This is a genomic window from Leifsonia sp. 466MF, assembly GCF_900100265.1.
Lineage (GTDB): Bacteria > Actinomycetota > Actinomycetes > Actinomycetales > Microbacteriaceae > Leifsonia.
Genome location: NZ_LT629696.1, coordinates 1,689,883 through 1,713,537, shown reverse-complemented (window position 1 = coordinate 1,713,537; position 23,655 = coordinate 1,689,883). Strand labels below are relative to the sequence as shown.

Annotated in this window: 27 protein-coding genes; 12 read left to right on the top strand and 15 right to left on the bottom strand. The window is 70.6% G+C overall.

Going from position 1 to position 23,655, the window contains the following annotated elements:
- Nucleotides 1–53: 53 nt before the first annotated feature.
- Nucleotides 54–638, bottom strand: coding sequence for a TetR/AcrR family transcriptional regulator (locus BLR91_RS08180; protein ID WP_172823196.1), 585 nt, complete (start codon nt 636–638; stop codon nt 54–56).
- A gap of 79 nt (nt 639–717) precedes the next feature.
- Between BLR91_RS08180 and BLR91_RS08175 the strand changes: the two genes are divergently transcribed.
- A complete protein-coding gene (locus BLR91_RS08175) occupies nt 718–1,635 on the top strand; it encodes an AraC family transcriptional regulator (RefSeq protein ID WP_089875834.1) in 918 nt (305 codons plus the stop codon).
- A 12-nt stretch (nt 1,636–1,647) separates the two neighbouring features.
- On the opposite strand, the gene BLR91_RS08170 is transcribed toward BLR91_RS08175, so the two are convergent.
- Genes BLR91_RS08170 through BLR91_RS08160 form a run of 3 tightly spaced genes read right to left on the bottom strand, consistent with a single transcriptional unit; the run spans nt 1,648 to nt 3,293 of the window.
- Nucleotides 1,648–2,643 (bottom strand): NAD(P)-dependent alcohol dehydrogenase, encoded by a 996-nt coding sequence (locus tag BLR91_RS08170; protein WP_089875836.1) that lies wholly within the window; start codon nt 2,641–2,643, stop codon nt 1,648–1,650.
- Nucleotides 2,644–2,670: 27 nt separating this feature from the next.
- Nucleotides 2,671–2,889: a helix-turn-helix transcriptional regulator gene (locus BLR91_RS08165; protein WP_089875838.1), complete on the bottom strand. Its 219-nt coding sequence runs from the start codon at nt 2,887–2,889 to the stop codon at nt 2,671–2,673.
- On the bottom strand, nt 2,883–3,293 hold the full coding sequence (locus BLR91_RS08160; RefSeq protein ID WP_020074745.1) for a hypothetical protein: 411 nt from the start codon (nt 3,291–3,293) through the stop codon (nt 2,883–2,885). Before BLR91_RS08160 ends, BLR91_RS08165 begins: the two co-directional genes overlap by 7 nt.
- Nucleotides 3,294–3,422: 129 nt before the next feature.
- Here BLR91_RS08160 and panD point away from each other — a divergent pair, with 129 nt between their 5' ends.
- Nucleotides 3,423–3,833: an aspartate 1-decarboxylase gene (gene panD, locus BLR91_RS08155; RefSeq protein WP_089875841.1), complete on the top strand. Its 411-nt coding sequence runs from the start codon at nt 3,423–3,425 to the stop codon at nt 3,831–3,833.
- A 6-nt stretch (nt 3,834–3,839) separates the two neighbouring features.
- On the opposite strand, the gene BLR91_RS08150 is transcribed toward panD, so the two are convergent.
- Nucleotides 3,840–4,685, bottom strand: coding sequence for an MBL fold metallo-hydrolase (locus BLR91_RS08150; RefSeq protein WP_089875844.1), 846 nt, complete (start codon nt 4,683–4,685; stop codon nt 3,840–3,842).
- Between the two features lie 44 nt (nt 4,686–4,729).
- Nucleotides 4,730–5,899 carry an aldo/keto reductase gene (locus BLR91_RS08145; RefSeq protein ID WP_197674314.1) on the bottom strand — a complete coding sequence of 390 codons (1,170 nt, stop codon included), beginning with the start codon at nt 5,897–5,899 and terminating at the stop codon, nt 4,730–4,732.
- Between BLR91_RS08145 and BLR91_RS08140 the strand changes: the two genes are divergently transcribed.
- Nucleotides 5,898–6,824 (top strand): AraC family transcriptional regulator, encoded by a 927-nt coding sequence (locus tag BLR91_RS08140; protein WP_089875845.1) that lies wholly within the window; start codon nt 5,898–5,900, stop codon nt 6,822–6,824. The genes BLR91_RS08145 and BLR91_RS08140 overlap by 2 nt on opposite strands.
- On the opposite strand, the gene BLR91_RS08135 is transcribed toward BLR91_RS08140, so the two are convergent.
- The 4 genes from BLR91_RS08135 to BLR91_RS08120 are packed head-to-tail and all read right to left on the bottom strand — an operon-like array spanning nt 6,740 to nt 10,038.
- Nucleotides 6,740–7,249 carry an ASCH domain-containing protein gene (locus BLR91_RS08135; RefSeq protein ID WP_231918853.1) on the bottom strand — a complete coding sequence of 170 codons (510 nt, stop codon included), beginning with the start codon at nt 7,247–7,249 and terminating at the stop codon, nt 6,740–6,742. The two genes, BLR91_RS08140 and BLR91_RS08135, sit on opposite strands and share 85 nt — an antisense overlap.
- Nucleotides 7,246–7,488: a hypothetical protein gene (locus BLR91_RS08130; protein ID WP_039731156.1), complete on the bottom strand. Its 243-nt coding sequence runs from the start codon at nt 7,486–7,488 to the stop codon at nt 7,246–7,248. Before BLR91_RS08130 ends, BLR91_RS08135 begins: the two co-directional genes overlap by 4 nt.
- Before the next feature lie 44 nt (nt 7,489–7,532).
- The gene (locus tag BLR91_RS08125) at nt 7,533–9,122 is read right to left on the bottom strand and encodes an alpha/beta hydrolase (RefSeq protein ID WP_231918852.1); all 1,590 of its coding nucleotides are present in this window, start codon (nt 9,120–9,122) and stop codon (nt 7,533–7,535) included.
- A gap of 16 nt (nt 9,123–9,138) precedes the next feature.
- On the bottom strand, nt 9,139–10,038 hold the full coding sequence (locus BLR91_RS08120) for a LysR family transcriptional regulator (RefSeq protein WP_089875851.1): 900 nt from the start codon (nt 10,036–10,038) through the stop codon (nt 9,139–9,141).
- A 111-nt stretch (nt 10,039–10,149) separates the two neighbouring features.
- Here BLR91_RS08120 and BLR91_RS08115 point away from each other — a divergent pair, with 111 nt between their 5' ends.
- Complete coding sequence (locus BLR91_RS08115) at nt 10,150–10,866, top strand: SDR family oxidoreductase (RefSeq protein ID WP_089875853.1); 717 nt, start codon at nt 10,150–10,152, stop codon at nt 10,864–10,866.
- 19 nt (nt 10,867–10,885) lie between these two features.
- On the opposite strand, the gene BLR91_RS08110 is transcribed toward BLR91_RS08115, so the two are convergent.
- Nucleotides 10,886–12,145, bottom strand: a complete 1,260-nt coding sequence (locus tag BLR91_RS08110) for a hypothetical protein (protein WP_089875855.1) — start codon at nt 12,143–12,145, stop codon at nt 10,886–10,888.
- 221 nt (nt 12,146–12,366) lie between these two features.
- Here BLR91_RS08110 and BLR91_RS08105 point away from each other — a divergent pair, with 221 nt between their 5' ends.
- Nucleotides 12,367–13,665 (top strand): alpha/beta hydrolase, encoded by a 1,299-nt coding sequence (locus BLR91_RS08105; protein WP_089875857.1) that lies wholly within the window; start codon nt 12,367–12,369, stop codon nt 13,663–13,665.
- 27 nt (nt 13,666–13,692) lie between these two features.
- On the opposite strand, the gene BLR91_RS08100 is transcribed toward BLR91_RS08105, so the two are convergent.
- Entirely contained in the window at nt 13,693–14,361 is a 669-nt protein-coding gene (locus BLR91_RS08100; protein WP_089875860.1) for a GAP family protein, read from the bottom strand.
- Between the two features lie 142 nt (nt 14,362–14,503).
- On the opposite strand from BLR91_RS08100, the gene BLR91_RS08095 reads away from it, so the two are divergent.
- The 3 genes from BLR91_RS08095 to BLR91_RS08085 are packed head-to-tail and all read left to right on the top strand — an operon-like array spanning nt 14,504 to nt 15,864.
- Nucleotides 14,504–14,830 carry a hypothetical protein gene (locus tag BLR91_RS08095; protein ID WP_089875862.1) on the top strand — a complete coding sequence of 109 codons (327 nt, stop codon included), beginning with the start codon at nt 14,504–14,506 and terminating at the stop codon, nt 14,828–14,830.
- 31 nt (nt 14,831–14,861) lie between these two features.
- Nucleotides 14,862–15,197 (top strand): DUF7882 family protein, encoded by a 336-nt coding sequence (locus tag BLR91_RS08090; RefSeq protein WP_089875864.1) that lies wholly within the window; start codon nt 14,862–14,864, stop codon nt 15,195–15,197.
- Nucleotides 15,198–15,231: 34 nt separating this feature from the next.
- Nucleotides 15,232–15,864 (top strand): MBL fold metallo-hydrolase, encoded by a 633-nt coding sequence (locus BLR91_RS08085; RefSeq protein ID WP_089875867.1) that lies wholly within the window; start codon nt 15,232–15,234, stop codon nt 15,862–15,864.
- Between the two features lie 115 nt (nt 15,865–15,979).
- On the opposite strand, the gene BLR91_RS08080 is transcribed toward BLR91_RS08085, so the two are convergent.
- Nucleotides 15,980–17,644: a SulP family inorganic anion transporter gene (locus tag BLR91_RS08080; protein WP_089875869.1), complete on the bottom strand. Its 1,665-nt coding sequence runs from the start codon at nt 17,642–17,644 to the stop codon at nt 15,980–15,982.
- A gap of 69 nt (nt 17,645–17,713) precedes the next feature.
- Between BLR91_RS08080 and BLR91_RS08075 the strand changes: the two genes are divergently transcribed.
- The 3 genes from BLR91_RS08075 to BLR91_RS08065 are packed head-to-tail and all read left to right on the top strand — an operon-like array spanning nt 17,714 to nt 19,685.
- Nucleotides 17,714–18,289 (top strand): ATPase, encoded by a 576-nt coding sequence (locus BLR91_RS08075; RefSeq protein ID WP_089875871.1) that lies wholly within the window; start codon nt 17,714–17,716, stop codon nt 18,287–18,289.
- Nucleotides 18,286–19,146 (top strand): alpha/beta hydrolase, encoded by an 861-nt coding sequence (locus tag BLR91_RS08070; protein ID WP_089875873.1) that lies wholly within the window; start codon nt 18,286–18,288, stop codon nt 19,144–19,146. Before BLR91_RS08075 ends, BLR91_RS08070 begins: the two co-directional genes overlap by 4 nt.
- On the top strand, nt 19,143–19,685 hold the full coding sequence (locus tag BLR91_RS08065) for an AAA family ATPase (RefSeq protein WP_089875875.1): 543 nt from the start codon (nt 19,143–19,145) through the stop codon (nt 19,683–19,685). Before BLR91_RS08070 ends, BLR91_RS08065 begins: the two co-directional genes overlap by 4 nt.
- Nucleotides 19,686–19,743: 58 nt before the next feature.
- On the opposite strand, the gene BLR91_RS08060 is transcribed toward BLR91_RS08065, so the two are convergent.
- A complete protein-coding gene (locus BLR91_RS08060; RefSeq protein ID WP_089875877.1) occupies nt 19,744–20,415 on the bottom strand; it encodes a GAP family protein in 672 nt (223 codons plus the stop codon).
- Nucleotides 20,416–20,439: 24 nt separating this feature from the next.
- Nucleotides 20,440–22,086 carry a SulP family inorganic anion transporter gene (locus tag BLR91_RS08055; protein ID WP_089875879.1) on the bottom strand — a complete coding sequence of 549 codons (1,647 nt, stop codon included), beginning with the start codon at nt 22,084–22,086 and terminating at the stop codon, nt 20,440–20,442.
- Nucleotides 22,087–22,257: 171 nt separating this feature from the next.
- Between BLR91_RS08055 and BLR91_RS08050 the strand changes: the two genes are divergently transcribed.
- Nucleotides 22,258–23,649 carry a DUF1254 domain-containing protein gene (locus tag BLR91_RS08050; protein ID WP_089875881.1) on the top strand — a complete coding sequence of 464 codons (1,392 nt, stop codon included), beginning with the start codon at nt 22,258–22,260 and terminating at the stop codon, nt 23,647–23,649.
- Nucleotides 23,650–23,655: the final 6 nt, after the last annotated feature.

Here is a 23,655-nt window from a genome sequence, read left to right as displayed (position 1 = left end):
CTTCGCCAGGTCTGCACGATGAGCCGATTTACGCCCGCTATAGCGGCGACGGCTCAGGCAGCCTGCAGAGCCGGCGCCAGATGGGCGAGCGACGAATCCGCGATGCTCGCCAGCCGTTCCGGGTCGTCCTCGACGCGGCTGAACTGAATGAGTCCCTGCGAGACGAGCACGATCTCGGCCGCGAGTGTCGCACGGCCGTCCTCCGGGATGCCGTCGCGAGCGAGTCGCGCGTCGACGAGCTGCTCCATGGCGGCGATGGCGCGAGCGCAGACCGCCGCCACCTCGGGCCAGTCGCGGCCGAGTTCGGCGAGGCTGTTCAGCATCAGGCACCCCCAGCTGGGCTGATGCGCGGCGCAATCCGCGACCACAGCGCGGAAGAAGAGCCGTACGGCCTCGTCCGCGGTGGCGCCGTCGGCCATCGCATGCCGCACGATGTCCACCCGGCTCTCGCAGTAGCGCTCGAACAGCAGAAGGAACAGCTCGGGCTTCGAGCCGTACGCGGCGTAGATGCTGCCGTTGCCGACACCGGCCGCCTCGGCCAGGTCGGACATCGCGGTCGCGGTGTACCCCTTCTGCCAGAACACGGCAGTGCTGCGCGCGAGAAACGCATCCTCGTCAAACTCTCGACGGCGAGCCATTGGTCGAGCCTAGCAATCGGGGTCGTGGAGGCGTAAGCGCGGCCGGCGTGCGATCCTGGCTACGACGACCCCCGGAGGGATGATGCGACTGCCGACCGACCCGACGTGCGTCCTCGTGCAGATGCGCGCGACGACGCACGCGGAGAGCGCGGTCTATCGACGCATGCACCGGCACTCGTTCGGTCACGTCGGGTTGTCGCAGATCGCGTCCGTCGCGCAGAGCGTCGAGGCGCGCCTGGACGAAGTGCCCGCTCGGGCGATGGAGAGCACCCAGCTGCAGTTGGTGCACAGCGGCAGCCTCATCCTCGAACAGGACGGAACGCAGAGGCGTTTCGGCGCGGGGGAGCTGGCGATGTACGACGCGAGCCGGCACTTCTCCTTCGTCTATCCGGACGAGTTCCGGACGACGATCGTGCAGGTCCCGACCGTCCTGCTCTCCGCACGCGGGGTGCTCCCGGCCTCGCTCGGTGCGCGATCGGTGGACGTCGCGTCCACCGGTCGCCAGGAGCTCGAGGGGCTGCTGCGCGGTTCCGTCGGCCGCGGTGTCCGGCCGGGCGACGATCCGGTGTCGCTGTCCTCGCGGATCGTCCGGGCGGCGCGGCTGATGGTCGACGAGGAGCTGGGCGCCCCACGCGAGAGGAACGCTCCGGCAGCCCGCCTGGTGCGGGAGGCGACGGACCTGCTCCACCGCGAGTACGCCGGCCCCGGACTGACCACTGCGGCCGTCGCTGCGCGTCTTCACGTATCGCTCCGGACGCTCTTCGCCGCGTTCGAGGACGCCGACGACTCTCTGGCATCAACCCTGCGCCGGGTACGGCTCGGGGCCGCCGAACGCCTTCTGCTCACGACCCGGCTGCCGATCTCCGAGGTCGCGTACGCCGTCGGCTACGCGGACGTCACCGCGTTCATCCGCGCCTGGAAGACCGCGACAGGATGGACGCCCGCCCGGTGGCGACGGCTCAGGGCCGGCTGGTCCGCCGCGGACGAGCGCGGCTGACCGCACCGCCGGTCACGGCACGACGACGACCTTGCCCCGCGCGCGTCCCTCGCCGATGTGCGCCACCGCGGCGGCCGTCTCCTCGATCGGATACACCGTGTCGATGACGGGCCGGAAGGATCCGTCGGAGAGCAGCCGGGCCAGCTCGCGCAGGTCCTCCGGTTGCTCTCGCGCGACGAGGCCGACCAGCCGCTGCCGGCTGAAGCGGTCGAGCATCCCGGCCGCCGCCGTCCGCTGGATGCCGCCGAGCAGCGGGCCACCGGATTCGCCGCCGACGAGCACGACCGAGCCGGTGGGGCTCAGGATGCTGCGCAGCGCGGTGAGCGGGCGGTTGCCGGCGGTGTCGATGATGGCGTCGTAGACCCGACCGAGCGTCACGATGTCGGTCGTCGTGTAGTCGATGACCTCCTGCGCGCCGAGCGAGCGGACGAGCTCCGCCTTCGGTCCGCTGCAGACCCCGGTCACCTGGGCTCCGCGGGCCGCTGCGAGCTGGACCGCGATGTGGCCGACGCCGCCGGCCGCGCCGATGACGAGCACGCGGTCGCCTGCGCCTGCGCCGCTCGCGGTGACCGCCTGGAGGGCCGTCACCGCCGAGATCGGCACGGCCGCGGCCTCCTCGAAACCGACGCCGGGCGGCACGGCCACGAGGTCGTCCGCTGGCGCGACGACGAACTCCGCCAGGGCGCCGTCCGCCGACCCGAACACGGCGTCCCCGACCCGCCGGCCGGTCTGCGAGCCGGCGCCGATCTCCTCGACCACTCCGGCGAACCCGAGACCGCGCACGCGTGCCTTCGGGCCGCGCCAGCCGAATCCGATCGCGCGCATCAGGTACGGCCGGCCGGTCGTGAGATGCCAGGTGCCCGCATCCACCCCGGCCGCCCGCACCCGCACCAGCACCTGGTTCTCGCCGGGCACCGGCACCGGGATGCGCTCGACGCGCAGCGCGCTCGGCGGTCCGTAGGCGTCCTGGGTGACGGCCCGCATCGTGCGGCCCTCGTTCGTGTCCATCGGGGTCTCCTGTCTCAGTACTGTTTCTCAGTTCTCCGGGTACTGGAAGACGTCGTCGAGGGGGACCCCGAACACCCGCGCCAGCTGGAAGGCCATCTCGAGGGAGGGGGAGTAGCGTCCCTGCTCGATGGCGATGATCGTCTGCCGCGTGACCCCGACCCGCTCGGCGAGCTCGGCCTGCGTCATCTCGCCGGCCGCGAAGCGCAGCGCGCGAAGCGAGTTGGTCACGCGCGTGGGCTTCACCATTCCGGCATCCCCCGGCGGTAGGCGGTCAGCCGGGCGGCGGCGCCGACGATGGCCGAGAGCACGAACGCCAGGTAGACGGCGTTGGCGATCCAGAACCACGGCGCCTCGACGAGCGAGAGGATCAGCGCCGCGACGGCGCCGATGACGACGAACGCGCCCCCCACGCGCTCTCCGAACGCGAACACCTCGCGATCGCGCTGGTCGCGCTTTCCCGCATCCCGGCGGTTGCCGACCGCCAGCACGATCCGCGCCAGGATGTTGGCCACGATCGCCCCGCCGACCGTCCACAGCAGGAGCGCGGCGTACACGTCGGTGCCCAGGGCGGCCAGCAGGATCAGATAGGTCGCATACCCGGCGACCGCGGTCACCAGGTAGACCCACGAGTTCTTCTCGTCGAACGACATCCGCCGCCTCCACCCCACTCGGTCATGTCAAAGTTTCTGTACATGGCGAGTGTAAGCGTGAGCAGACATGATGTCAAAGCTCCTTTACATGGGGGAATGGCGGCGACGACAACCTGGTTGGATGGAAGCGTGCTCCGAACGATGTTCAAGTCGAAGATCCACCGCGCGACGGTGACGCACGCCGACCTCCACTACGTCGGCTCGCTGACCGTCGACAGCGAGCTGATGGCGGCGGCCGACCTGCTGCCGGGGGAGCAGGTCGCCGTGGTGGATGTGACCAACGGCGCGCGCTTCGAGACCTACCTGATCGCCGGGGAGCCGGGCAGCGGCGTCATCGGCGTGAACGGTGCGGCCGCCCACCTTGCGGAAATCGGCGACACGGTCATCGTCATCTCCTACGCGCAGCTGGACGACGCAGAGGCCCGCACGTTCGTTCCGACCGTTGTGCACGTCGACGCGGCCAACCGCATCCTCGCGATCGGCGGCGACCCCGCGGACGCCGTGACGCCGGGCGTCGAACGGCCGCCGCTCGCGCTCTGAGCAGTATCAGCCGCGCTCGGCGGTGATCGCCTTCGCCGCACCCCACAGCGAGCCGACGTTCGCGCGCCCGGGCTGCTTCAGCAGCATCCTCTCGTAGAAGCCCAGCGGGTCGCCCGGCGTCGTCTCGGTCTCCTCGATGTCGCGGAAGTACTGGATGGTCGCCTCGATGTCCGCGGGCGAGTCCGGGCGGTCCGGTTGCTTGTGCCCGCTGACCACCCACCGCGGCTCCAGGGCACGGAGACGCTCCAGGGCGGCCACCCAGGTGCGCCGCGTCTCCGCCGTCGTCTCGGCGAGGTACGGGTACGTCGCGTTGTAGACCACGTCGCCGGCGACGACGAGTCCGGCGTCGGGCGCCCACAGGGAGGTCGTCCCCTCCGTGTCCGTGTGGCCGCCCTCCACGACGATCAGGTCGTGTCCTTCCAGGCTGAAGCCACCCTCCACGACCTCGGGGAACTCCACCTCGGGGATCTGGCCCGGGAAGAGCCGGCCCCAGAAGTCGTCCCGCCATTCGGGCCGCGCCTGCACCTCCAGTTCGGCGACGGTGCCCGCGGTGGCCAGCGCCCGCACGCCGGGGAACGCGGCACGCAGCTGTCCCACCCCGTACGCGTGGTCGCCGTGACCGTGGGTCAGATAGACGGCGGCGAGCGGGATGTCGTGCGACCGGACCCACTCGATCAGCCGCTCGTTCTGCGCGATGGTCGCGAACGTGTCCACCAGCACGGCCTCATGTTCGCCGACGATGAGGGTCGCCGTGTTGGCGACCCATCGCCATTCCTCGTTGCCCGGCGGGAGGTCGCGGGTGAGTCCTTCGCGTCGCTCCGTGTAGACCTCGAACGTCAGCGGGGTGGTCATGGTGCGTCCTCTCGTGGCCTCGTCGTCTCGTCGTCGCCGATCCGTCACCGCCGGCGCAGTGCGCGCTCGGCGAGGGCCGGGGGCGTGGCGTTGTAGCTATCGTCGTTGACCTCGGCGCCTGGCGCGACGACAGCATCGATGCGGTCGAGCACGTCATCGCCCAGCACGATGTCGGCAGCCGTGAGCAGGCCGTCGAGCTGCTCCTGCGTCCGCGGCCCGATGAGGGCGGCGGTGACAGCGGGATGCGAGGTCACGAACGCGATCGCCAGCTGCGGCATCGTGAGGCCGGCGTCGGCCGCGATCGTCTGCAGCTCGTCGACCGCCCGCACGCGCCGGCGGCCGGCTTCCGTCTCCGGGTCGTACAGTGCGGCCCGGCTCCTGGCGTGATGCGCGGTCTCGGTCCGCGGGCGGCCGGACAGCCACCCGCCGTGCAGCGGGCTGTAGGTCATCACGCCCATCCCGAACTGCTGTGCGACGGGGAAGACCGAGCGCTCCGGCGTCCGCCCGAGGATGGAGTACATCGGCTGCTCGCTCACGAAACGATGGGTGCCTGTCCGTTCGGCGACCCACTGTGCCTCGACGATCTTCTCGGCCGCGAAGGTCGACGCGCCGACGGCGAGCACCTTCCCGGCACGGATGAGGTCGTCGAGCGCCGACAGGGTCTCGCTCAGATCGGTACTCCAGTCGAACCGATGGAGCTGGTAGAGGTCGATGCGATCAGTCTTCAGCCGGCGGAGGCTTCCCTCCACCGCCTGCACGATCCAGCGGCGTGACGCGCCGGACTGGTTGGCGTCCTCGCCCATCGGCAGTCCGAACTTCGTCGCGAGCACCACCTCGTCGCGTCGCGAGGAGATAGCCGCGCCGACGATCTCCTCCGACTCGCCCTGCGAATACACGTCTGCGGTATCCACCAGGTTGATGCCCGCATCGAGTGCCCGGTTGATGATTCTGGCGCTGTCGTCGTGGTCGGTGTTCCCCATCGCGCCGAACATCATCGTGCCCAGCGCCAGCTCGCTCACCGACCATCCGGTCGCTCCGAACGTCCGTCGTCTCATCGTGTCCTCCTCCAGAAGCGGATGTCTCCATGCCACCAGCCGGACGACGTGCGCGACGACCACGATCCTGCCGAAGGGCTGCCCGATCCTGCCGACTTCGACCGGATCGGGCACCCTCGCGTTGCCGCGACGGAGCCGCTGTGCTTCGCTACGAGCCATGGAACGACTGGAGGAGCTGCGCGCACTCATCCTGCGGAGCGCCGCCGGAGCGGTCCGCCGCGACGTGGTCGATGGCGTGAGCATCGGCGTCGTGGAGTACGGAACGCGCCCGCGGGCGACGATGACGCATCCCTCCGTGACCGTGCTCGCGGGCGGCCGGAAGCGCACGAGCGTCGGCGACGTCGACTTCGTCTACGGGCCCGGGCAGTTCCTTGTCGCATCCCTCGACCTCCCGGTCACGGGTCACGTCGCCGAGGCGAGCCCCGACGACCCGTTCGTGGTCTTCAGCATGGCGTTGCGTCCGGCGGTCATCGCCGGTCTGCTCCTCGACACGGTGGACGTGGCCGACCCTCCGCGCTTCACCGGGATGGCGGTCGGAGAGGCCTCGGACGACCTCGTCGACGCGGTGATCCGGATGATGCGGCTGCTCGACTCCCCGGCGGATGCCGCAGCGCTGCGCGGGCCGACCGAACGGGAGATCGTGTGGCGCCTCCTCACCGGGCCGCAGGGCGGTCTGGTGCGGCAGATCGGCTCGGCGGACAGCGGCATCGCCCACATCTCGCGCGCGACGACGTGGCTGCGTGAGAATCTCGCCGAGCCGGTGTCCGTCGCGGCGCTGGCGCGGCTCAGCGGCATGAGTGCGTCCACCTTCCATCGGCACTTCCGCGCGGCGACCTCGCTGACGCCGATCCAGTGGCAGAAGGCGTTGCGGTTGCGGCGGGCGCGCATCCTGTTCGCCGAGGGCGACACGACCGTCGCGGAGGTCGCCTCCGCGGTCGGCTACGGCAGCGTCTCGCAGTTCAGCCGCGAGTACCGCCGCACGTTCGGGCTGTCGCCGGGTCAGGATGCGGCACGGCTGCGTGCGGGCGTCTCGGAGGCCGACGACATCGCCGGTGACGTTGCGGCCGGTGAACCGGCCCGGTGACGGCTGGGCAGCTCGACGACCTCGAACTCCGCCACCACGATCTCCGTGTCACCGTCGATGCCGGGCCAGGCCGCACGGTGGGCGGCCTGCCACCGGGCGGCCGCATCGTCGGTCCCGCCCGCGACGGCGGGGCGCGCGGGCGCCAGGTCGACGTCGTCGACGCGGCAGGTGGTCACGGCCGCCAGCTCGACGATCGCGACCGGCTCGTCGGCCGAGTCGACCAGTTGGTAGCGGGTGCCGGGCACAGGAGGCGGCTCCGCGTCGCGGAGGTAGTCGGCGAGGGGAGTGATGGTCGCCATCCGCGCTCCATCCAGGATGTGACGCGTGACGTCCTCGCGCTCCGGCCCCGGCCGGCCGAAGGCGACCACCGGGAGCTGCCCCGCGCGAGCCCGGAAGCGCGAGATGCGCTCGGCCGTCCGCATCATGCCTCCTCCGGGAGCGGGTCGCCGTCGTCGTCCATCCTGTCCACCAGCCGGTACACCGCGCGGCGGGGCCAGTCTGTGCTGTCGTCGAGGACGAACACCTCCCACACCTCGTCGTCCCGGTACCGCGCCCGGCCCCGCAGAGCGGCGGGCGGCTCTCCGGGGCCTGCGGTCAGCCGGATCACCGCATCGACCAGACCCGGTCGCTGCATCACCGCTTCGAACGTGACATCGCCATCCATGTCTGCACCCTAGGGATGCGGACGGGCGCCGGAAAGCCAGCAGCTCAGCAGGTGGGCTGCGACCCGGGCACCTTCCCTCGGACGAAGTAGTCGTCGACGATGCCGTCGATGCAGCCGACCCCGCGTCCGTAGGCGCCGTGGCCCTCGCCCTTGTGCGTCACCAGGACCCCGCTCGACAGCAGCTTCGACAACGCGACGGCCTGTGAGTACGGCGTCGCCGGGTCGCCGGTGGTGCCGAGGACGAGGATGGGAGGGGCACCCAGCGCCGTGAAGTCCAGGGTCTCCGTCGGCTTCGGGTAGGGCCAGTGCGCGCACGCCTTCTCGCTCGCCGCGAAGTTGTCGTACACGCCGATGGAGCCGAGCACCGGCGCGGCCTTGCTGATCCGGTCGATGCCCTCCTGGAAGCCCGGGCTGTCGTCACGGGTGGGTTCCGCGCACCCCACGGCGACGAGCACATCCATCAGGCGTCCGAAGTACTCGCCGTCCGGCAGACGTTCGTTGGAGCTGTCGGCCTGCTCGAAGACCGGTCCCGCGTCGCCCTTCTTCACTGCGCGCAGCACCTCGGTGACGGTGTCCCAGGAGAACTCTGCGTAGAGGTTGTACGCGATCGCGTCTACGACCGTGGACGAGTCGAGGAGCCGACCGTCGGACGCCTTCAGCTTCGTGCGGTCGACGGTCAGGATGAGGTCGTGCGCCTGCTTCTTGGCCTTCGCCAGAGGGCCTTGCACGGGACAGTCGGCCGATTTCAGACATTTCGTGAGGTACGCGGCGAACGCGCGGTCGAAGCCGGCGGCCTGCCGGACACTGCTCTCGAACGAGCCGTACGGCGGCTCCACGGCGCCGTCGAGCACCATCCGTCCGACCTTGGCGGGGAAGAGCGCCGCATAGACGCTGCCGATGTACGTTCCGAACGAGATCCCCAGATAGTTCAGCTTGTCGTCGCCGAGCACTGCTCGCATCATGTCGAGGTCACGGCTCACACTGGCGGTGTCGATGTGCGCCAGCAGTGGGCCGGTGTTCTTCACGCACGCGTCGACCCACGCCTTCTGGCGCGTGTCGAGCTCCTTCTCCCAGCCGGCCGAGCCGTACGGGTCGCGGAAGGTTCCGGACAGCATCCGGTCGCGGTCTCGATCGTCCGTGAAGCAGACGATCGGGGTCGACTCACCGACCCCTCGCGGGTCGAACCCGACCACGTCGTAGTCGGACATCACGCCCTTCGAGCCCTGGAAACCGCGCAGGAACTCGATGCCGGAGCCGCCCGGACCGCCCGGGTTGATCAGCATCGAACCGCGCGCCTTTCCGCTCTCCGCCGGCCGCTTCGCGATCGCCAGTGTGATGCGCTCTCCGCCCGGCTTCGCCCAGTCGACGGGCGCGATGAGGTCGGCGCACTGCATCCCCGGGTCGAGGCAGGGGGCCCACGACACATCCTGCTTGTAGTACGGCTCGAGTTCGGGGGCGACCTGCTCGTCCGTGTGCGAGCTGAGGGTGGTCGGGGGGACGATCTTCGGCTTCGCCGCCGACACGCACCCCGTCAGCAGCAGCGCTCCGACGACGGCCCCGGCGAGGAGGCGGAGGGCGCCGAGGCGATGGACGGATGTTCGGCGCGGGGGAGTCACTGACCTGCGGATGCTCATGCATCCACTATTTCAATCAGACGTGCGAGCGCGCATCCTCCGATCGGATGACGTCGGCGGTGGACGCGACCGCCACGAAGTCCTCCACGAGCGTCGAGCGCCGAGAGGCCTCCCAGCCCAGGTGGACCGCGGTCTCCGCCAGGTCGGCGACCGGTACGGCGCGCACGTCCGGGCGGATGTAGAACGTGGCGGTCGAGAGGGGGAGGACGGCGATTCCCGCTCCCATCGCGACCAGCTCGAGCTTCTCCTCGACCGTCCGGCTGGGCCTGCGCCCCGGCGCCCGCCCGCGGCGCGAGCCCCCTACGGTCGCCGTCCATTCGGGCACCGCGGCGGGGTCCTGCAGGAGCTGCTCGTTGCTGAGGTCGGCGAGTCGCACCTCGGCGGATGCTGCGAGCGGATGCGACGACGGGAGCATCGCGACCCGTGGTTCGGTGAACAGACGGACCGAGGCGATGCCGCCGGCGTCGAAGGGTTCGCGCAGGTAGCTGACGTCGGCGCGGCCGTCCAGGAGGACACGCGACTGCTCTTCCCACGTCGTCCGCATGACCTCCACCGTCACGTCAAGATGTGTCTCACGGAACGCGCGCACGGCACCGGTGACCGTGAGTCCCGGCATGAATCCGACGGTGAACACCGTCTCGCCGCGAGCCGCGACGGCGACACGGCGACGGACGGCGGCCGCAGTGGCGAGCAGGGTCTCGGCCTCGTCGCGCAGCATCCGCCCGTGCTCCGTCAGCTCCGTGCCCCGGGTGTCGCGCACGAACAGCTGAACGCCCAGCTCCGCCTCGAGCACTCGGATCTGCCGCGAGAGCACCGGCTGCGCGATCATCAGCGCCTCCGCCGCACGGCCGAAGTTGAGCGTGTCGGCGACCGCGACGAAATAGCGCAGTCGCCGCAGATCGAGGTCAGTGTTCATCTGTCGATGATGCCACTGATACCCATCGGGTGTCACCGAAGGCGGAAGAGGTCTTGGACGCCCGCGTCGGCTCGGCGGAACACTGGATCCGTCCCACCGAAAGGAACCCCCATGTCTCTGAAGAACTCGCACGTCGTCGTCATCGGCGGAAGCTCCGGCATCGGCCTGGCGACGGCCCGCGCGGCGCTCGACGCCGGCGGACGGGTGACCATCGCATCCAGCCGCATATCGAGTGTGGATGCGGCGCTCGCCCAGCTGCCCACGGCATCCGGTCGAGCGGTGAACGTCCTCGACCCCGCCGACCTGAGGGCGTTCTTCGCCGATACCGGGGAGGTCGACCACCTGGCCTACACGGCCGGCGAGCCCTTGAGCCTGATGCCGATGGACGCACTGGATCTCGACCGGGCACGTGGCTTCTTCGAGGTGCGCTACTTCGGTGCGCTCAACGCGGTCGGCGCGGCGATCGGCCACCTGGCGCCCGGCGCATCCATCACCCTCACGTCCGGCTCCGCCCGCACGCGGCCCGGAGGAGGATGGGCGGTCGCGTCCAGCCTGTGCGGCGCGATGACGAGCCTGGCCGGCGCACTCGCGGTCGAGCTCGCGCCTGTGCGGGTGAACGTTGTCGAGCCGGGCATCGTGCGCAGCCCGCTGTGGTCCGGCATGAGTGCGGACGACCAGCAGGCGATGTACGACCAGCAGGCTGCCGTCCTGCCCGTCGGTCGCGTCGGCGAGGTCGACGACGTCGCCCGGGCGTTCGTCTACGCCATGACCCAGGAGTTCATGACGGGGACCTCCATCCCCGTCGACGGCGGCGCGCTGCTCGTCTAGCGCGCCTGCGTCCGGCCGCTCAGCGGCACTGCCCGGCGACCGCGATCTGCTGATCGCTCGGGCGGCCGTAGGCCTCGATGCCGGAGCCCGGCACGTCGAAGCCCATCGCGATCGCCCACGCCGTCGCCCACATCTCGTCGTCGCCCTGGAAGGTCGGACCGTCGAACAGCGGCTTGCACTCCGGACGGACGACCTGCGCGTGGCCGACCTCGTGGGTGATCAGGGCCTTCGCGTTTATGTCCCCGTAGGTCCAGCCCTCCTGCAGGCTGAAGTTGAGGTCGATCGTCGCCCAGCCGCCGTCGCCCTCGTGGTACATCGTCGTCCCCGAGTACCAGCCCTCGCCCAGGCCGCTGACCTTCTCGTGCCACTGGAAGTCGAGGGTGACGCCGTGGGCGATGGAGCGGGCGTAGGCCTCCATCTGCGCGCGTACCGGATACGCCGGGTCCTGCTTGGCCGCCTCGCCGGCGGCCTGCGCCGTGTTGACGCCGTCGATCGCCGAGATCACGGCGAGCAGGCGCGAACCGTCGATGGTCGAGGCCGCCGCGACGTCCGCCTTCGCGTCGTCGATGGCGTGCCGCAGAGTGACCTTGCTCTCGTAGGTCGCGGAGGTGTCGGCCGTGAGCACCTGCTCGCCGTGCGCGGTGAGCTCGGCGGAGACCGCGGCCGCGCTGGTGGACACGGACTTCTGCGCGGCGGTCAGGGCCTTCAGCTCCGCCGCCCGCGTGCGGCGGGTGGTCTCCTCCTGCTTCGCGAGCTCGAGAGTGCCCTGCACGTCGGCGGAGACGCTCCACGGCATCAGGTCGGGGCTGCCGGCGGCCACCCGCGGCGGGTCGAACGGAGTGAACTTCAGACCCTTCGACGCCTTCGTCAGCGACGCCTGAGCATCGGACAGCGCCTTCGCCGTCGACTCCTGCAGGTAGTCCGGACGCTGTTTCACGCCCCATGCGGACAGCGACAGCAGCGCCGCTCGTGCCTTGTCGATCGCCGTTCCGCGGCGGTCGGTGACGTCGTCCAGGGCGGTGGAGGCGGCCACCAGTTCACGGTGCGCCTGCGACTCGGCCTCCGCGGCGAGAGCGCGCCAACCCCATCCCGCAGCCAGCGTCCCACCGGTGATCAGCAGGAGGGCTGCGGTCGCGACGACCCAGAATCGGCCGCGGCGCCGCGGAGCCGAGGGAGTTTCAGGCGTCGAGGAGTCCGGGGGCGTCGACGTGTCGATCGGCGGAACGGCCTGCGGGGCCGCCTCCTCGGGCTCGGGGCGGCTCTGTCGTTCGTCGCTCACGGGTTCCTCTCGCCGCCGATCTGCATGCATGCAAAAATCCGTCCCGGTCACTCTACGGTAATATTTCTCTCTCGCAAGACCCGTGCTCGGGGGCCGTGCGCTGTCGATCTGCGAGCCTCCACAGACTCTCCCGATGACCCGGGCTGTTCGTTCGGCGAACACTTGTATAGTCGAGCTGCTTGAGGGGCCCGTCCTGCGGTCCGGGGGAACGAGGGGGCCGCGTGTTCGACGGACTGCTGGCGCTGGACGTCGTCGATGGACCGGTGCCCGTGGTGGTGTTCGCGCTGGCGGCCGCGCTGCTGGTCGGGCTGCTGCTCCGCCGCCCGTCGCTGCGCTGGCTGCTGCGGATCGCGCTCGCGGCCGTCGTCGGGATCCTGGCCGCCGTCGCGACCTGGCTGATCTGCATCCGCTGGCTGAACCTGTTCGGCGAGTCGCTGGGCTTCGGCAATTACGCCTGGTTGGCGGTCGCCTTCGTCGGCGTGGCCATCGCCGTGGCCAGCATCGGGAGGCGTCCCGCCTGGCGCACGGCCGTCGCGATCGCCGCCGTCCCGGTGTTCCTCCTGGCGGCCGGCGTCGGCATCAACTCCAACTACGGGCTCAACCGCACCCTCGGCAGCGTTCTCGCCATCGCCGTCCAGAAGCCGCTGAAACTCGCCCCGCCCGCGCTCGCCTCCACGGGGTACGACTCGTCGCTCTGGAAGCACTGGACGCCGCCGGCGGACATGCCCGCGCACGGGCTGATCGGCACGGCGAAGATCCCGGCGACCGCGAGCGGATTCCACGCGCGGGATGCCGGCCTGTACCTGCCGCCGGCCGCGCGCGTCGCGCATCCACCCGCCCTTCCGCTGATCGTCATGATGATGGGCCAGCCCGGCAATCCGGACCCGGAACCCATCGCCGAGGTGCTGGACCAGTACGCCGCCACCCACCACGGCCTCGCGCCGGTCGTCGTCGTCGCCGACCAGCTGGGCAGCCCGTACGACGACACGCTGTGCCTCGACACCGCGCGGTTCGGGAAGGCCGAGACCTACGTGACGACGGATGTGACGGCGTGGGCCGAGGGCCACCTCCCGGTCACGCGCGACCACCGGTTCTGGACGGCGGCCGGGTACTCCAACGGCGGGCTGTGCGCGCTGTCGTTCGCGATCGACCATCCGGAGCTGTACGGCGGCATCCTCGATATCTCGGGGGAGGAGTTCCCCGGTGCCGAGCATCCCGACGCGACCCTCCGCGACCAGTTCGGCGGCGATACCCAGGCGTACGAGGCGGCGAAACCGTTCGTCAAGCTGCGGCAGTTCCGGCATCCGGGCATGACGGCGATCTTCACCGCCTGCCGCGACGACCCTGCGTACCACCACGTCGCGCTCCGGGCGGCTGCCGCAGCCCGAGCGGCCGGGATCGACTCCGCGTTCGCCGATCTGCCGACCGGCGGCCACGGACGGGGCGCGCTGATGGGCGGGCTGACCGAGGGCGTGCGGCTGCTGTATCCGCTGCTCGGTCTGGAGAAGCCGCCGGCCTGATCTGCGCGGCCCGATATGCGGCCGCCCTCAGAAGCGCGAGAGCCCGTTGCCGATGATGACCGTCCCGATCACGGTCGCGACGATGATCGCCACCGTCGTGTCGTTGCGCAGGAGCCAGCGCTCGGTCGCGGCGAGCGCCGGCCGCGCCTTGTCGGGACGGATCAGGGCGAACAGTGCCGGGCCGCCGACCGAGCTGCCCCCGATGAGCACGTAGATCGCGATGACGATGACATCCTCGGACACCGGGAGCTTCGCCGGCCCGATCACCAGACCGGCGGCGATGGCGAGCAGGATGGACTTCGGCCGGATGTTCAGCGCGAATCCCAGCCCGAGGGCGGGGAGGGAGCGCATCCTGCCGAGGGCCACCATCCACCGGGGGAGCGTCTCACGTTCCGCCGCCTGCGGGTGCCGTCGCAGCTCGATGACCGCGTAGACGAGCAGGGCGACGCCGACGAGGATCTCCAGGGCGCCGACGAAGGGCTCCGGCCCGACCGAGGTGTTCGCCGGGATGGCGTGCAGGAAGATCGCGAAGAGCGACGTGATCGTGATGAGGCCCGCGACGTATCCGACGACGAACAGGGTCGGCACGCGCGGCCGGGCGGCGCCGAGCAGGAGGACGAGCACCGCGAGGATCGGGACGGAGCTGAGCGCGACCGCGACGGCCAGCGGCAGGAGCTGCCCGATGACGCTCAGCATGCGACTCCTTTCGCCGGAGAGCCCGCGGCGAGCCGGCCGCCCGTGCGCCGTCCGCTCAGCCGAGGGTACGACAGCGGGCACCCGCGCGGACAGGCACGGTCCCCCCTGGAAAACGGCGGCGATCCGTGCGATTGATGGAAGCATGCAGAAGCTCTACTACGCGGGAGGGCACATCTTCCTCGACGACGATGTCTGCGACGCACTGGTGCGCTACGCGCAGGCCCTCGCGGATGTCGGCAAGTCGGATCTGGTCGTCGTGCCGGCGCTCTCCGACGAAGGCCTGCGCGGGGAGACCCGCCTGCTCATCGGGCCGGCGAGCCAGCTGTTCACCGCACCGGCGCTCGACCGCGGCGCCGACCTGCAGGATGCGGAGTCGACCCGGTCGATGCGCGACAAGACGGCACGCCTCCAGCCGTCGTCGCCGGTCATCGGCCGGAACTCGGACCTCCCGGAGGGGGACTTCGGATGAGCAGCACCATCCACACGAGGTGAGAGCACACATGGGAACCCTCTTCTACGGCGCCGCGCGCCTGGCCATCAGCTTCGACGACCGCGTTCTCGCCCACCTCCAGATCGCGATCTCCACGAAACTCCGGCGCCATGAGACCTTCATGCTGAATTGGCGCGACAACGAGTCGGTCGGCGACGGCCGGAGCGGCGTGTGGATCGGCCCGCAGACCGACCTGCACTTCAAGTACTCCGGCGGCCGCTTCCCCGAGATCAACCGCGACTGGGTGAACGCGCTGGTCGTGTCCGCGTCGACGCCGCTCGGCCTCCAGCTGCTCGACGAAGGCAGCCTCGAGGGGCCGCCGTCAGGTACCTCCCTGGATCGCTAGGGAGAACGCGGCCGCACCGTGCGAAGCTGAGCACATGCAGCTTCTCACCGACGGCGTGTACCGCCTGCGGAAGGCGACCGGCGCCAACGCGTATCTCGTCGACACGGGCGACTCCTCCGTCGTCATCGACACTGGGACGCCCGGCGGCGCATCCGCCCTGATCGCCGAGCTGCGGGACGAGCACGGTCTGGGCCCGGTGACCGACATCGTGCTCACCCACTACGACCCCGATCACGCGGGGTCGGCCGCGGCGCTGCAGCGGGAGACCGGAGCCCGGGTGTGGATCGGCGCTCGGGATGCCGACATCCTCCGCAGCCAGACGCCGCCGCCGACGCGGTTCCGCCGCTTCCTGGCGCGGGTCTGGCGTGCCAGCGAGGTTCCGGCGAGCCTGCACGAGCTGCCGGACGCGGGGGAGACGGAGATCGTTCCCGGCGTGCGTGCGATCGCCGCGCCGGGCCATACGCCGGGTCACGTCATCGTCGAGTACCGCGGCGTCGTCTTCGCGGGCGATGCGGTGATGGTCTCGAAGGGCCGCCTCCGCCAGATGCCCGCCGTCCTCACGAGCGACAAGCGCCAGGCGCTCGAAACCGAGCACCTCATCGCGTCCCTCCGCCCGCGCCTCGTGTGCCCCGGCCACGGGGCACCCGGCCGTCTCACCGCCCCCTGACCCCCTCCGCACCTCACCCCTCCGCCCACCGTCGAGTCCGCAAACTTTGCACGCTCCGGTGGCTCACAGCGTGCAGTTTGTGCGGACTCGACGGTGGGCGGATGCGAGAGACGGGTCACTCGCGGGCGACGGAGCGCTGGGCGTCGGCCCAGGCGAGCTGCACCGCTTTGCCGATCCACTCGGTGCCCTGGTACACGTTCTCCTCGCCGAGCTCCGCGAGGAGCCCGCTCGCGGCGAGCTGCTGGCGCACCGCCGCCTCGCTGATGACCAGCTTCAACCGGGATGAGGCGGCGGCCAGACTGCGGGCGTAACGGCGGAGGGAGTCGATGAGCGCCAGATCCAGTTCGTCGGTCCCGCGCAGCCGGATGATCACCACGGAGCCCTCCGTCTCCTCGTCGACGCTCGGCAGCTGCCGCTCGAACGAGGGCGCGCTCGCGAAGAACAGGCTCCCGTACGGCTGCAGCACGATCACCTCGCGCGTGCCGACGGTGGCCGGCGGGTCCGATTCGCGCATCCCGCCGCTCGCGTCGAGGTGCACCTGCCGCACCCGCAGCCGGTTCGACTGCCGCGCGACGAAGAGGATGATGCCGAGCCCGACTCCGGCGAGCACGGCGAACTGCAACGGGATGACGAGGGTGAGCACGAAAGTGACCGTCATGACCGCTGTGGGCAGGATCCCGCTCTTCACGACCGAGTACACGCGGCTCGGCTTGATGGCTGCGTAGCCGATCGTCATGAGCAGCCCGGCGAGCGCCGGCATCGCCGTGAGCGCCACGATGCCCGACGCGAACACGATGACCAGCGCCATCGTCACGCCGGCGACGAACAGCGCCAGCTTCGACCGCGCTCCCGCAGTGACCAGCAGGGAGGACCCCGACATCGACCCGCCGACGGGCATTCCGCGGAACAGCCCCGAGACGATGTTGCCGACCCCCTGCCCGATGAAGTCGCGGGATGCGTTCGCCGGCCGCCCAGTCGCCGTCGGGATGCCCGCGGACACCCCGGCGCCCTGGATCAGTCCGACGAGCGCCAGGGACACCGCGGGGATCAGCAGGTACGGGACGTCGCCGATCGACGGCAGCGTTGGCAGCGGCAGTCCGGCCGGAACCACCACGATGTCGCCGAGCAGGGGCACCCGCGCATCCACCCACAGATTCAGAGCGGCGGCGGTCAGCGACCCGACGACGACCGCGATGACGAGCCCGAACCCGCCCACAGGTGTGCGCTGGAGCACGACGATGGTGAGGATCGTGACGGCACCGACGATCACGGTCGGGATGCTCCATTGCGGGATGTGCCGGAGCAGGTCGATCGACCGCGTCACCCGGTTGCTGCCTTCCCCCGAGTAGCCGGTGAACGCCGATAGCTGGCCGAGGATGATGTTGACGCCCACCGCGGTGATGAACCCGGTCATGACGTCGGCGGGGACGAAGCGGATCAGCCGTCCGCCCTTCAGCAACCCGGCGATGCACATGACCAGCCCGGTCATGAGGGCGAGCGTGAAGAGCGCACGGTCCGGGTCGGGACGCGTCTCCAGGTTCGCGTCCTGGATGACGAGGGCCATCGCCCCGGTCGCCTGCACCGCCATGAACGTGCTGCTCGTGAGCACGGCCGCGCCGACCATCCCGTACAGGTACGCATAGAGCCCGGCGAGCGGGTTGACGCCGGCGAGCAGCCCGGACGCCAGGCCGTCCGGCACGCTCTCGATGCCGAGGACGATCCCGGCGATGGCGTCCTTGACGATGTCACGGCGACGCAGCCGTCGCTTCTTGGCGCGCACAGGCCACAGGGTAGCGACGGCCGCCGCTCCCGGCTGGACAGCAGTTGAGCCCTCGGATAGATTCCCACCGTGCCGACCACCACTGCGACGAAGGCGCTGCTGATCGGCGGCCGCTCGGGAGTCGGCAAGTCGACGGTCGCGCTGGCGATCCACGACATCCTCTCGGCCGGCGACGTCGCGCACGCCATCATCGAGGGCGACAACCTCGACCTGGCGCACCCAGCCCCGTGGGGCGCGTATCCGGAAGCGCTGCTCGCGGAGCGAAACCTCGCCGCGATGTGGACCAACTACCGCGACCTGGGATACGGCCGCCTCGTCTACACGAACACGGCGGCCGTGGTCACGATCCCGCAGCTGCGGCAGGCACTCGGCGAGGATGCGGAGATCGCGGCCGTCCTCCTGCAGGGCAGCGACGAAGCGGTCCGGGGACGGCTGGCCCAGCGCGAGCGCGGCGCATCCTTCGACGCCCACCTGGCGCGCAGTGCGGCAGCTGCGGTACGGCTGGAAGCCCACGCCCCCGAGTCCGTGATGCGCATCGACACGACGGGCAGGACGCCGGAGGAGGTCGCGGTCGACATCCTCCGTACGGTCAGCTGGCTTCCACACACCCTGTCCGGCTCGCCGGTCGAAGATGGTTCGGCATGACCACGGACGTTCCCTTCCATCCTCTCCCGATCGACCAGGCCGACGTTCACTACGTGCCCGGGCCGGATTCGGCGCCACAGGAGGGCGTGCCTGCCGGCGTCACCACGCGGTTCGAGTTGGAGAGCTCAATCCGGTTCCCCGGTACGAGCCGCACCGTGTGGGTCCACGTGCCGCCCGGCGTGGATGCCGGTTCTCCCGCCCGCGTGATGGTGTTCAACGACGGCTGGTGGTACCTCGACCCCGACGGCGACGTGCGCGGCGGAGTCGTGCTGGACAACCTCATCCATCAGGGTGCGATCCCTCCGATGATCGGCGTCTTCGTCGACCCGGGCGTGCTGGCCGACGGCCAGAAGAACCGCAACCGGGAGTACGACGCCTTCGACGCCCGCTATGCCGACTTCCTCGTGGATGATGTGCTCGCCGCGGTGGGGGAGCGTCACGTCCTCTCTCAGAGGGCGGCCGACCGCGGCATCTGCGGCGGCAGCTCGGGTGGCAACGCTGCCTTCACGGCCGCGTGGATGCGACCGGATCAGTTCGGCCGCGTGATCGCGTTCAATGCCAGCTTCGCCCAGATGCCCGGCGGGAACCCATATCCCGCACTGCTCGGAACCGAGCCGACGCGGGCGACGCGCATCCTCCTGCATGCCGCCCACCGCGACCTCGGCTGGAATCAGCGGACCGGCAATTGGTTCGCGGAAAACCTCCGCACGGCGGCTGCGCTCGCGGAAGCCGGATACGACATGCGACTCGTTCTCGGCGACGGCGGCCACAGTGCGAATCACGGCGGCGTGCTGCTGCCCGATGCGCTCCGGTGGCTGTGGAGGGCGGTAGACCGGCCAGCCGAGGCGACTCGGTGACCACCCGCAACGCACCTCTGCTGGTTGTCATGTGCGGGCGCTCGTTCTCCGGAAAGTCGACGCTCGCGCTCGCGCTGGCAGACCGGCTCGGGGCGCAACGGGTGAGCCTCGACGCCATCAACGAAGAGCGCGGACTGCGCGGCGGCGACGGCATCGCCGTGTCCGAGTGGATGCGCACCAACGACGAAGCGTCGGCTCGTGTCGAAGAAGCGCTCAGCGCGGGACGCGCCGTCGTCGTCGACGATACGAGTTCGCCGCGCTTCCTCCGCGACCGCTGGCGTGAACTCGCCGCCCGCGCTCACGCCGAGACGGCCCTCGTCTTCGTCGACGCCCCGGAGGAGCTGATCCGCGCGCGTCTCGCGGCGAACCGCAGCGACCTCGCCCGCCACGACGTCACCGACGACGTGATGGATGCGCACCTGGGCGCCTTCGAGGCTCCGGAGACGGACGAGCACGCGATACCAGTGGATGCGCGCACACCCATCGACGCCTCCGTCGCCCAGGTGCTCGCCGCCTTGGCAGAGCGCCACCCGTCCTGAGAGGGGCGCGGAGCAGCAGCCGTGGCCTTCTCCACCACGCCGAGACTCTCGAGGGCCGTCAGAACTCCCCGAGCCCCTTGCCGATCAGCACGACGCCGATCACCAGGAGCAGCACGGCCATGATGGTGGCGTTGTTGTAGACCAGCCAGGTGCGCAGGGATTCGAGGGGGCGGGCCATCCGGGCGGAGGCGGCCAGGTAGGCGATGACGGGGATGGCGACGGTGGATGCGGCGATCACCGTGTAGACGATCACCGCGACGACCGTCTCCGCCGTCGTCTGCGCGTCGGAGCCGATCGCGACGCCGGCGGCGACACCCATGAGCAGGTTCTTCGGGTTGAGGGCGGAGAGGAGGAAGCCGAGCACGAGCGCTCGGGCGCCCGTCATCGTGTCGATCGCCGACATCCACTTCGGCAGCGCCGGTTCGGTACCGACCTTCGGGCGCCCGCGCCACTGCTGCACCGCGAGCACGAGCAGCAGCAGGCCCAGCACGATCTCGACGGTGCCCAGGATCGGCTTGGACTCGTCCGGGTCGCCCTGCGGCAGGACCGACGAGAGGAGGGTGAACACCACGACGGCGACGACGATGCCGAGCAGCCAGCCGAGGAGGAAGCCCAGGCTGGTCCCGCGCGCTTTCGGCGACAGCAGCATGAGGATCGCCGCGATGATCGGGATGGGGCTGATCGCCACGCCGAGCGCGAGCGGGATGACGTCTCCGATGACCGGTCCCATGGGTGTCCTGCTTTCTCGTGGCCGTCAGCCGACGGAGGGGGCGCCGAGGTCCGCGAGCGCGGCCCGGTTGGTCGGGTAGAGGCGCTCGTCGTCGAGCACGCCGAGGTCGCGCATCCGGTCGACGAGTTCGGTGCGCGGGCGGCTGAACGACAGGCCGACGCCGTTGTCGTGCAGCCAGGCCTTCAGGCCGGCGAAGGCCTCGGCGCCGGTCACGTCGATGTCGGTCACCGCCTCGAGGTCGAGGACGACGTTCCGGACGCCGCTCGCCGAGGTGACCGCGCGCTTGACGGCGTCGGCGAAGACCGACCCGTTCGCGAAGAACAGGGGAGCCGCGAGGCGGATGATCACGATGCCCGGGGCCGTCGTCGCTCCGCGCGGCGCCGGGTCGAGCAGCGACGAGTGCGGGTCGCCGTCCGCCTCGAGGACGTCGATGGCGGGGGAGGAGGCCCGCTGGGCGAGGTTGATCAGCGCGAGGACGAAGGCAACGAAGATGCCCGGGATCGCGCCGATCAGCACGGTCACGACGAAGCAGACGGCGCCGATCGCGAACTCGAACCGGTCCTGCCGCCACAGCTCCCCGAATTCGCGGATGCCGAGCAGCGGGATGATCGCGACGCCCACGATCGCGCCGATGGCAGGCGAGGGGATGTGCTCCAGCAGTCCCGTGCCGAACACGAGCAGCAGCAGGGTGCCGACGGCCGCGACCAGCGACGGCAGCTGGGTGCGAGATCCCGCCTGGTCCATCGCCGCGGTGCGCGAGGTCGACGACCCGACCGCGAAGCCGCCCGTCGCGCCGGCGGCGACGTTCGCCGCCCCGAACGCGAGCAGGTCGCGGTTGGGGCTCGTGCCGTAGCGGTGCTTCTCGCCGTAACTGCGCGCGACGAGCAGCCCTTCGGCCATGGTCACCAGCGTCAGCGCGATGGCCGAGGGGATGAGGGCGAGCCAGCGACCCCAGTCGAGCACCGGCCAGGTGAGGGTCGGCGGACCCGCATCCACCGGGCCGAGCACGGAGACGCCCTGCGCCTCCAGCCCGCTGGCGACGACGGCCACGGTCGCGACCACGAGCACGATCAGCGCCCACGGGACCGCCCGGGCGACGCGCTTGCCGACCACGAGCACGACCACAGAGAGGGCGGCGATCAGCACCGACCAGCCGTTCAGGGTGGGTAGCCCGGTGACGAGCGCGCCGACTTTGTCGGTGAACTCGGCGCCGGAGTCGATCTTGACCCCGAGCATCTTGGCGATCTGGCTGACCAGGATGTCGAGCGCCAGCCCGCCGACGAACCCGACCAGGATGGGCTTGGAGAGGAAGTTCGCCAGGAACCCGAGCTTGAGCACCGCCGCGAACGCGAACAGCACTCCGCAGATGATCGCCTGCGCGAACGCCAGGGTGAGGTAGTCGGCGGACCCCGCGACGGCCAGTCCGCCGATGGAGGAGGCGACGAGCGCGGCCGCCGCCGCATCCGGCGACGCCACCAGCTGCCGGGACGACACGATCAGGGCGTACACGATCGCGGGGAGCACAAGCGCGTACAGCCCGGCCGTGGGCGGCAGCCCGGCGATCTGCGCGTAGCCGATGTTGAGCGGCACGGCGATGGCCAGCAGCGTGACGCCCGCGACCGCCTCGCCGCCGGCATTGCGCCAGGTGAGACCCGTGAGCGGTCGCTGCATGCGCTCAGTCTGGGGGGAGACGGATGGGCCGCGCTAGAGCCGGATTCTCGCCGGACACCGCCCCTAGACGCCGGCCCGCTCGGTCAATATCCTGGCGCCACGTGCCGCGACGACGCGAGCGCATCGTACGGTCGGGGGACGTCGACTCGACCTCGTCGGAGGGACGAAACCATGACCGTCGAGTTGCCCGGACGACTGGCCGACCTCCCCAGCGACGGCGACCTGCCGTCGAGCGAGGCGATCCCGACGATCTTCGACGAACTGGACTACCAGCTCGCCTGCCAGGCGTACCTCTGGGCCCTGCCGCTCGTCTCCTACGCGCAATGGAAGACGCAGCACTACGACGTGTTCGGCGCCACCGGAAGCGACCTGGTGCGGTACCTCAGCTACCGGGATCGGCTGGGACTGATCACGGCGAACGCGACGACCCCGTACATCCTGAACTTCTTCGACCTGTCCGCCAGCGGGCCTCTCGTGATCGAACTGCCCGCCGGACCGACGGCGGGAGGGGTCTCCGACTTCTGGCAGCGCGAGGTGGGTGCGATGGGCGAGATGGGCCCGGACCGCGGTCAAGGCGGCAAGTACGTCATCCTCGGACCCGGCATGGACGAGCCGGATGGTCTCGGCGACGACTATCGCACCCTGCGGTCCTCCGGCGTCAACATCATGTTCGGGTTCCGCACGCTCGACCCCGACCCGGAGCGCGCCGACGCCCTGGTGCGTGCCGTGCGGATCTATCCGTACGCCGATCGCGAGAACCCGGCCCCGACGCGCATCGTGTCGCCCGACGGCCGGCCCTGGACCGGCGATCAGCCGCGCGGGCTCGACTATTGGAGGCGGCTGCACGACATTTACCAGAGCGAGGTGGTCGACGAGCGCGACCGCTTCTACCTCGCCATGCTCAAGCAGCTCGGCATCGAGAAGGGAAAGCCGTTCGAGCCGTCCGAGCGCCTGGTCCGCATCCTGGAGCAGGGAGCGGCGGCGGGGGAGCTGATGGCGCAGGCGAACACGTTCGCCAAGCGGTTCGCGCAGGGCGCCTACTGGCCGGACCGGCGCTGGGAGCAGGCGATCGTCCTCGACGACTCCGCACAGCGCGGCGATGGATATGACGAGCTGCTCGAACGCGCCTCCTGGTTCTACGAGGCGGTCAGCTACTCGGAGGCGATGAAGAGCCAGACGCCCGGCGTCGGCCAGGCGTATCTCGGCGCGTACACCGACGGCGACGGCGCGTGGCTCGACGGCGGCCGCAGCTACACCCTTCACGTGCCCGCGGAGGTCCCGGCGAAGCTGTTCTGGTCGGCCACCGTCTACGACGTGGCCACACGCTGCCTGATCGACACCGAGCAGCAGCGCGGCGACCGCGGCTCGCGCGACCCCGAGCTGGTCACCAACGCCGACGGCTCCGTCGACCTGTTCTTCGGCCCGACACCGCCCGCGACGGGCGACACGAACTGGGTGCAGACCATCCCTGGCAAGCACTGGTTCTCGTACTTCCGCCTCTACGGCCCGCTCGAGCCGTACTTCGACCGCAGCTGGAAGCTGGGGGACATCGTCCCGGTCTGAGGTGGT

Coding starts and splice junctions, on each gene's coding strand:
- BLR91_RS08180 (WP_172823196.1), bottom strand. CDS start 638: ATGGCTCGCCGTCGAGAGTTTGACGAGGATGCGTTTCTCGCGCGCAGC.
- BLR91_RS08175 (WP_089875834.1), top strand. CDS start 718: ATGATGCGACTGCCGACCGACCCGACGTGCGTCCTCGTGCAGATGCGC.
- BLR91_RS08170 (WP_089875836.1), bottom strand. CDS start 2,643: ATGGACACGAACGAGGGCCGCACGATGCGGGCCGTCACCCAGGACGCC.
- BLR91_RS08165 (WP_089875838.1), bottom strand. CDS start 2,889: ATGGTGAAGCCCACGCGCGTGACCAACTCGCTTCGCGCGCTGCGCTTC.
- BLR91_RS08160 (WP_020074745.1), bottom strand. CDS start 3,293: ATGTCGTTCGACGAGAAGAACTCGTGGGTCTACCTGGTGACCGCGGTC.
- BLR91_RS08150 (WP_089875844.1), bottom strand. CDS start 4,685: ATGACCACCCCGCTGACGTTCGAGGTCTACACGGAGCGACGCGAAGGA.
- BLR91_RS08140 (WP_089875845.1), top strand. CDS start 5,898: ATGGAACGACTGGAGGAGCTGCGCGCACTCATCCTGCGGAGCGCCGCC.
- BLR91_RS08145 (WP_197674314.1), bottom strand. CDS start 5,899: ATGGCTCGTAGCGAAGCACAGCGGCTCCGTCGCGGCAACGCGAGGGTG.
- BLR91_RS08135 (WP_231918853.1), bottom strand. CDS start 7,249: ATGATGCGGACGGCCGAGCGCATCTCGCGCTTCCGGGCTCGCGCGGGG.
- BLR91_RS08130 (WP_039731156.1), bottom strand. CDS start 7,488: ATGGATGGCGATGTCACGTTCGAAGCGGTGATGCAGCGACCGGGTCTG.
- BLR91_RS08125 (WP_231918852.1), bottom strand. CDS start 9,122: ATGAGCATCCGCAGGTCAGTGACTCCCCCGCGCCGAACATCCGTCCAT.
- BLR91_RS08120 (WP_089875851.1), bottom strand. CDS start 10,038: ATGAACACTGACCTCGATCTGCGGCGACTGCGCTATTTCGTCGCGGTC.
- BLR91_RS08115 (WP_089875853.1), top strand. CDS start 10,150: ATGTCTCTGAAGAACTCGCACGTCGTCGTCATCGGCGGAAGCTCCGGC.
- BLR91_RS08100 (WP_089875860.1), bottom strand. CDS start 14,361: ATGCTGAGCGTCATCGGGCAGCTCCTGCCGCTGGCCGTCGCGGTCGCG.
- BLR91_RS08095 (WP_089875862.1), top strand. CDS start 14,504: ATGCAGAAGCTCTACTACGCGGGAGGGCACATCTTCCTCGACGACGAT.
- BLR91_RS08090 (WP_089875864.1), top strand. CDS start 14,862: ATGGGAACCCTCTTCTACGGCGCCGCGCGCCTGGCCATCAGCTTCGAC.
- BLR91_RS08085 (WP_089875867.1), top strand. CDS start 15,232: ATGCAGCTTCTCACCGACGGCGTGTACCGCCTGCGGAAGGCGACCGGC.
- BLR91_RS08070 (WP_089875873.1), top strand. CDS start 18,286: ATGACCACGGACGTTCCCTTCCATCCTCTCCCGATCGACCAGGCCGAC.
- BLR91_RS08060 (WP_089875877.1), bottom strand. CDS start 20,415: ATGGGACCGGTCATCGGAGACGTCATCCCGCTCGCGCTCGGCGTGGCG.
- BLR91_RS08055 (WP_089875879.1), bottom strand. CDS start 22,086: ATGCAGCGACCGCTCACGGGTCTCACCTGGCGCAATGCCGGCGGCGAG.
- BLR91_RS08050 (WP_089875881.1), top strand. CDS start 22,258: ATGACCGTCGAGTTGCCCGGACGACTGGCCGACCTCCCCAGCGACGGC.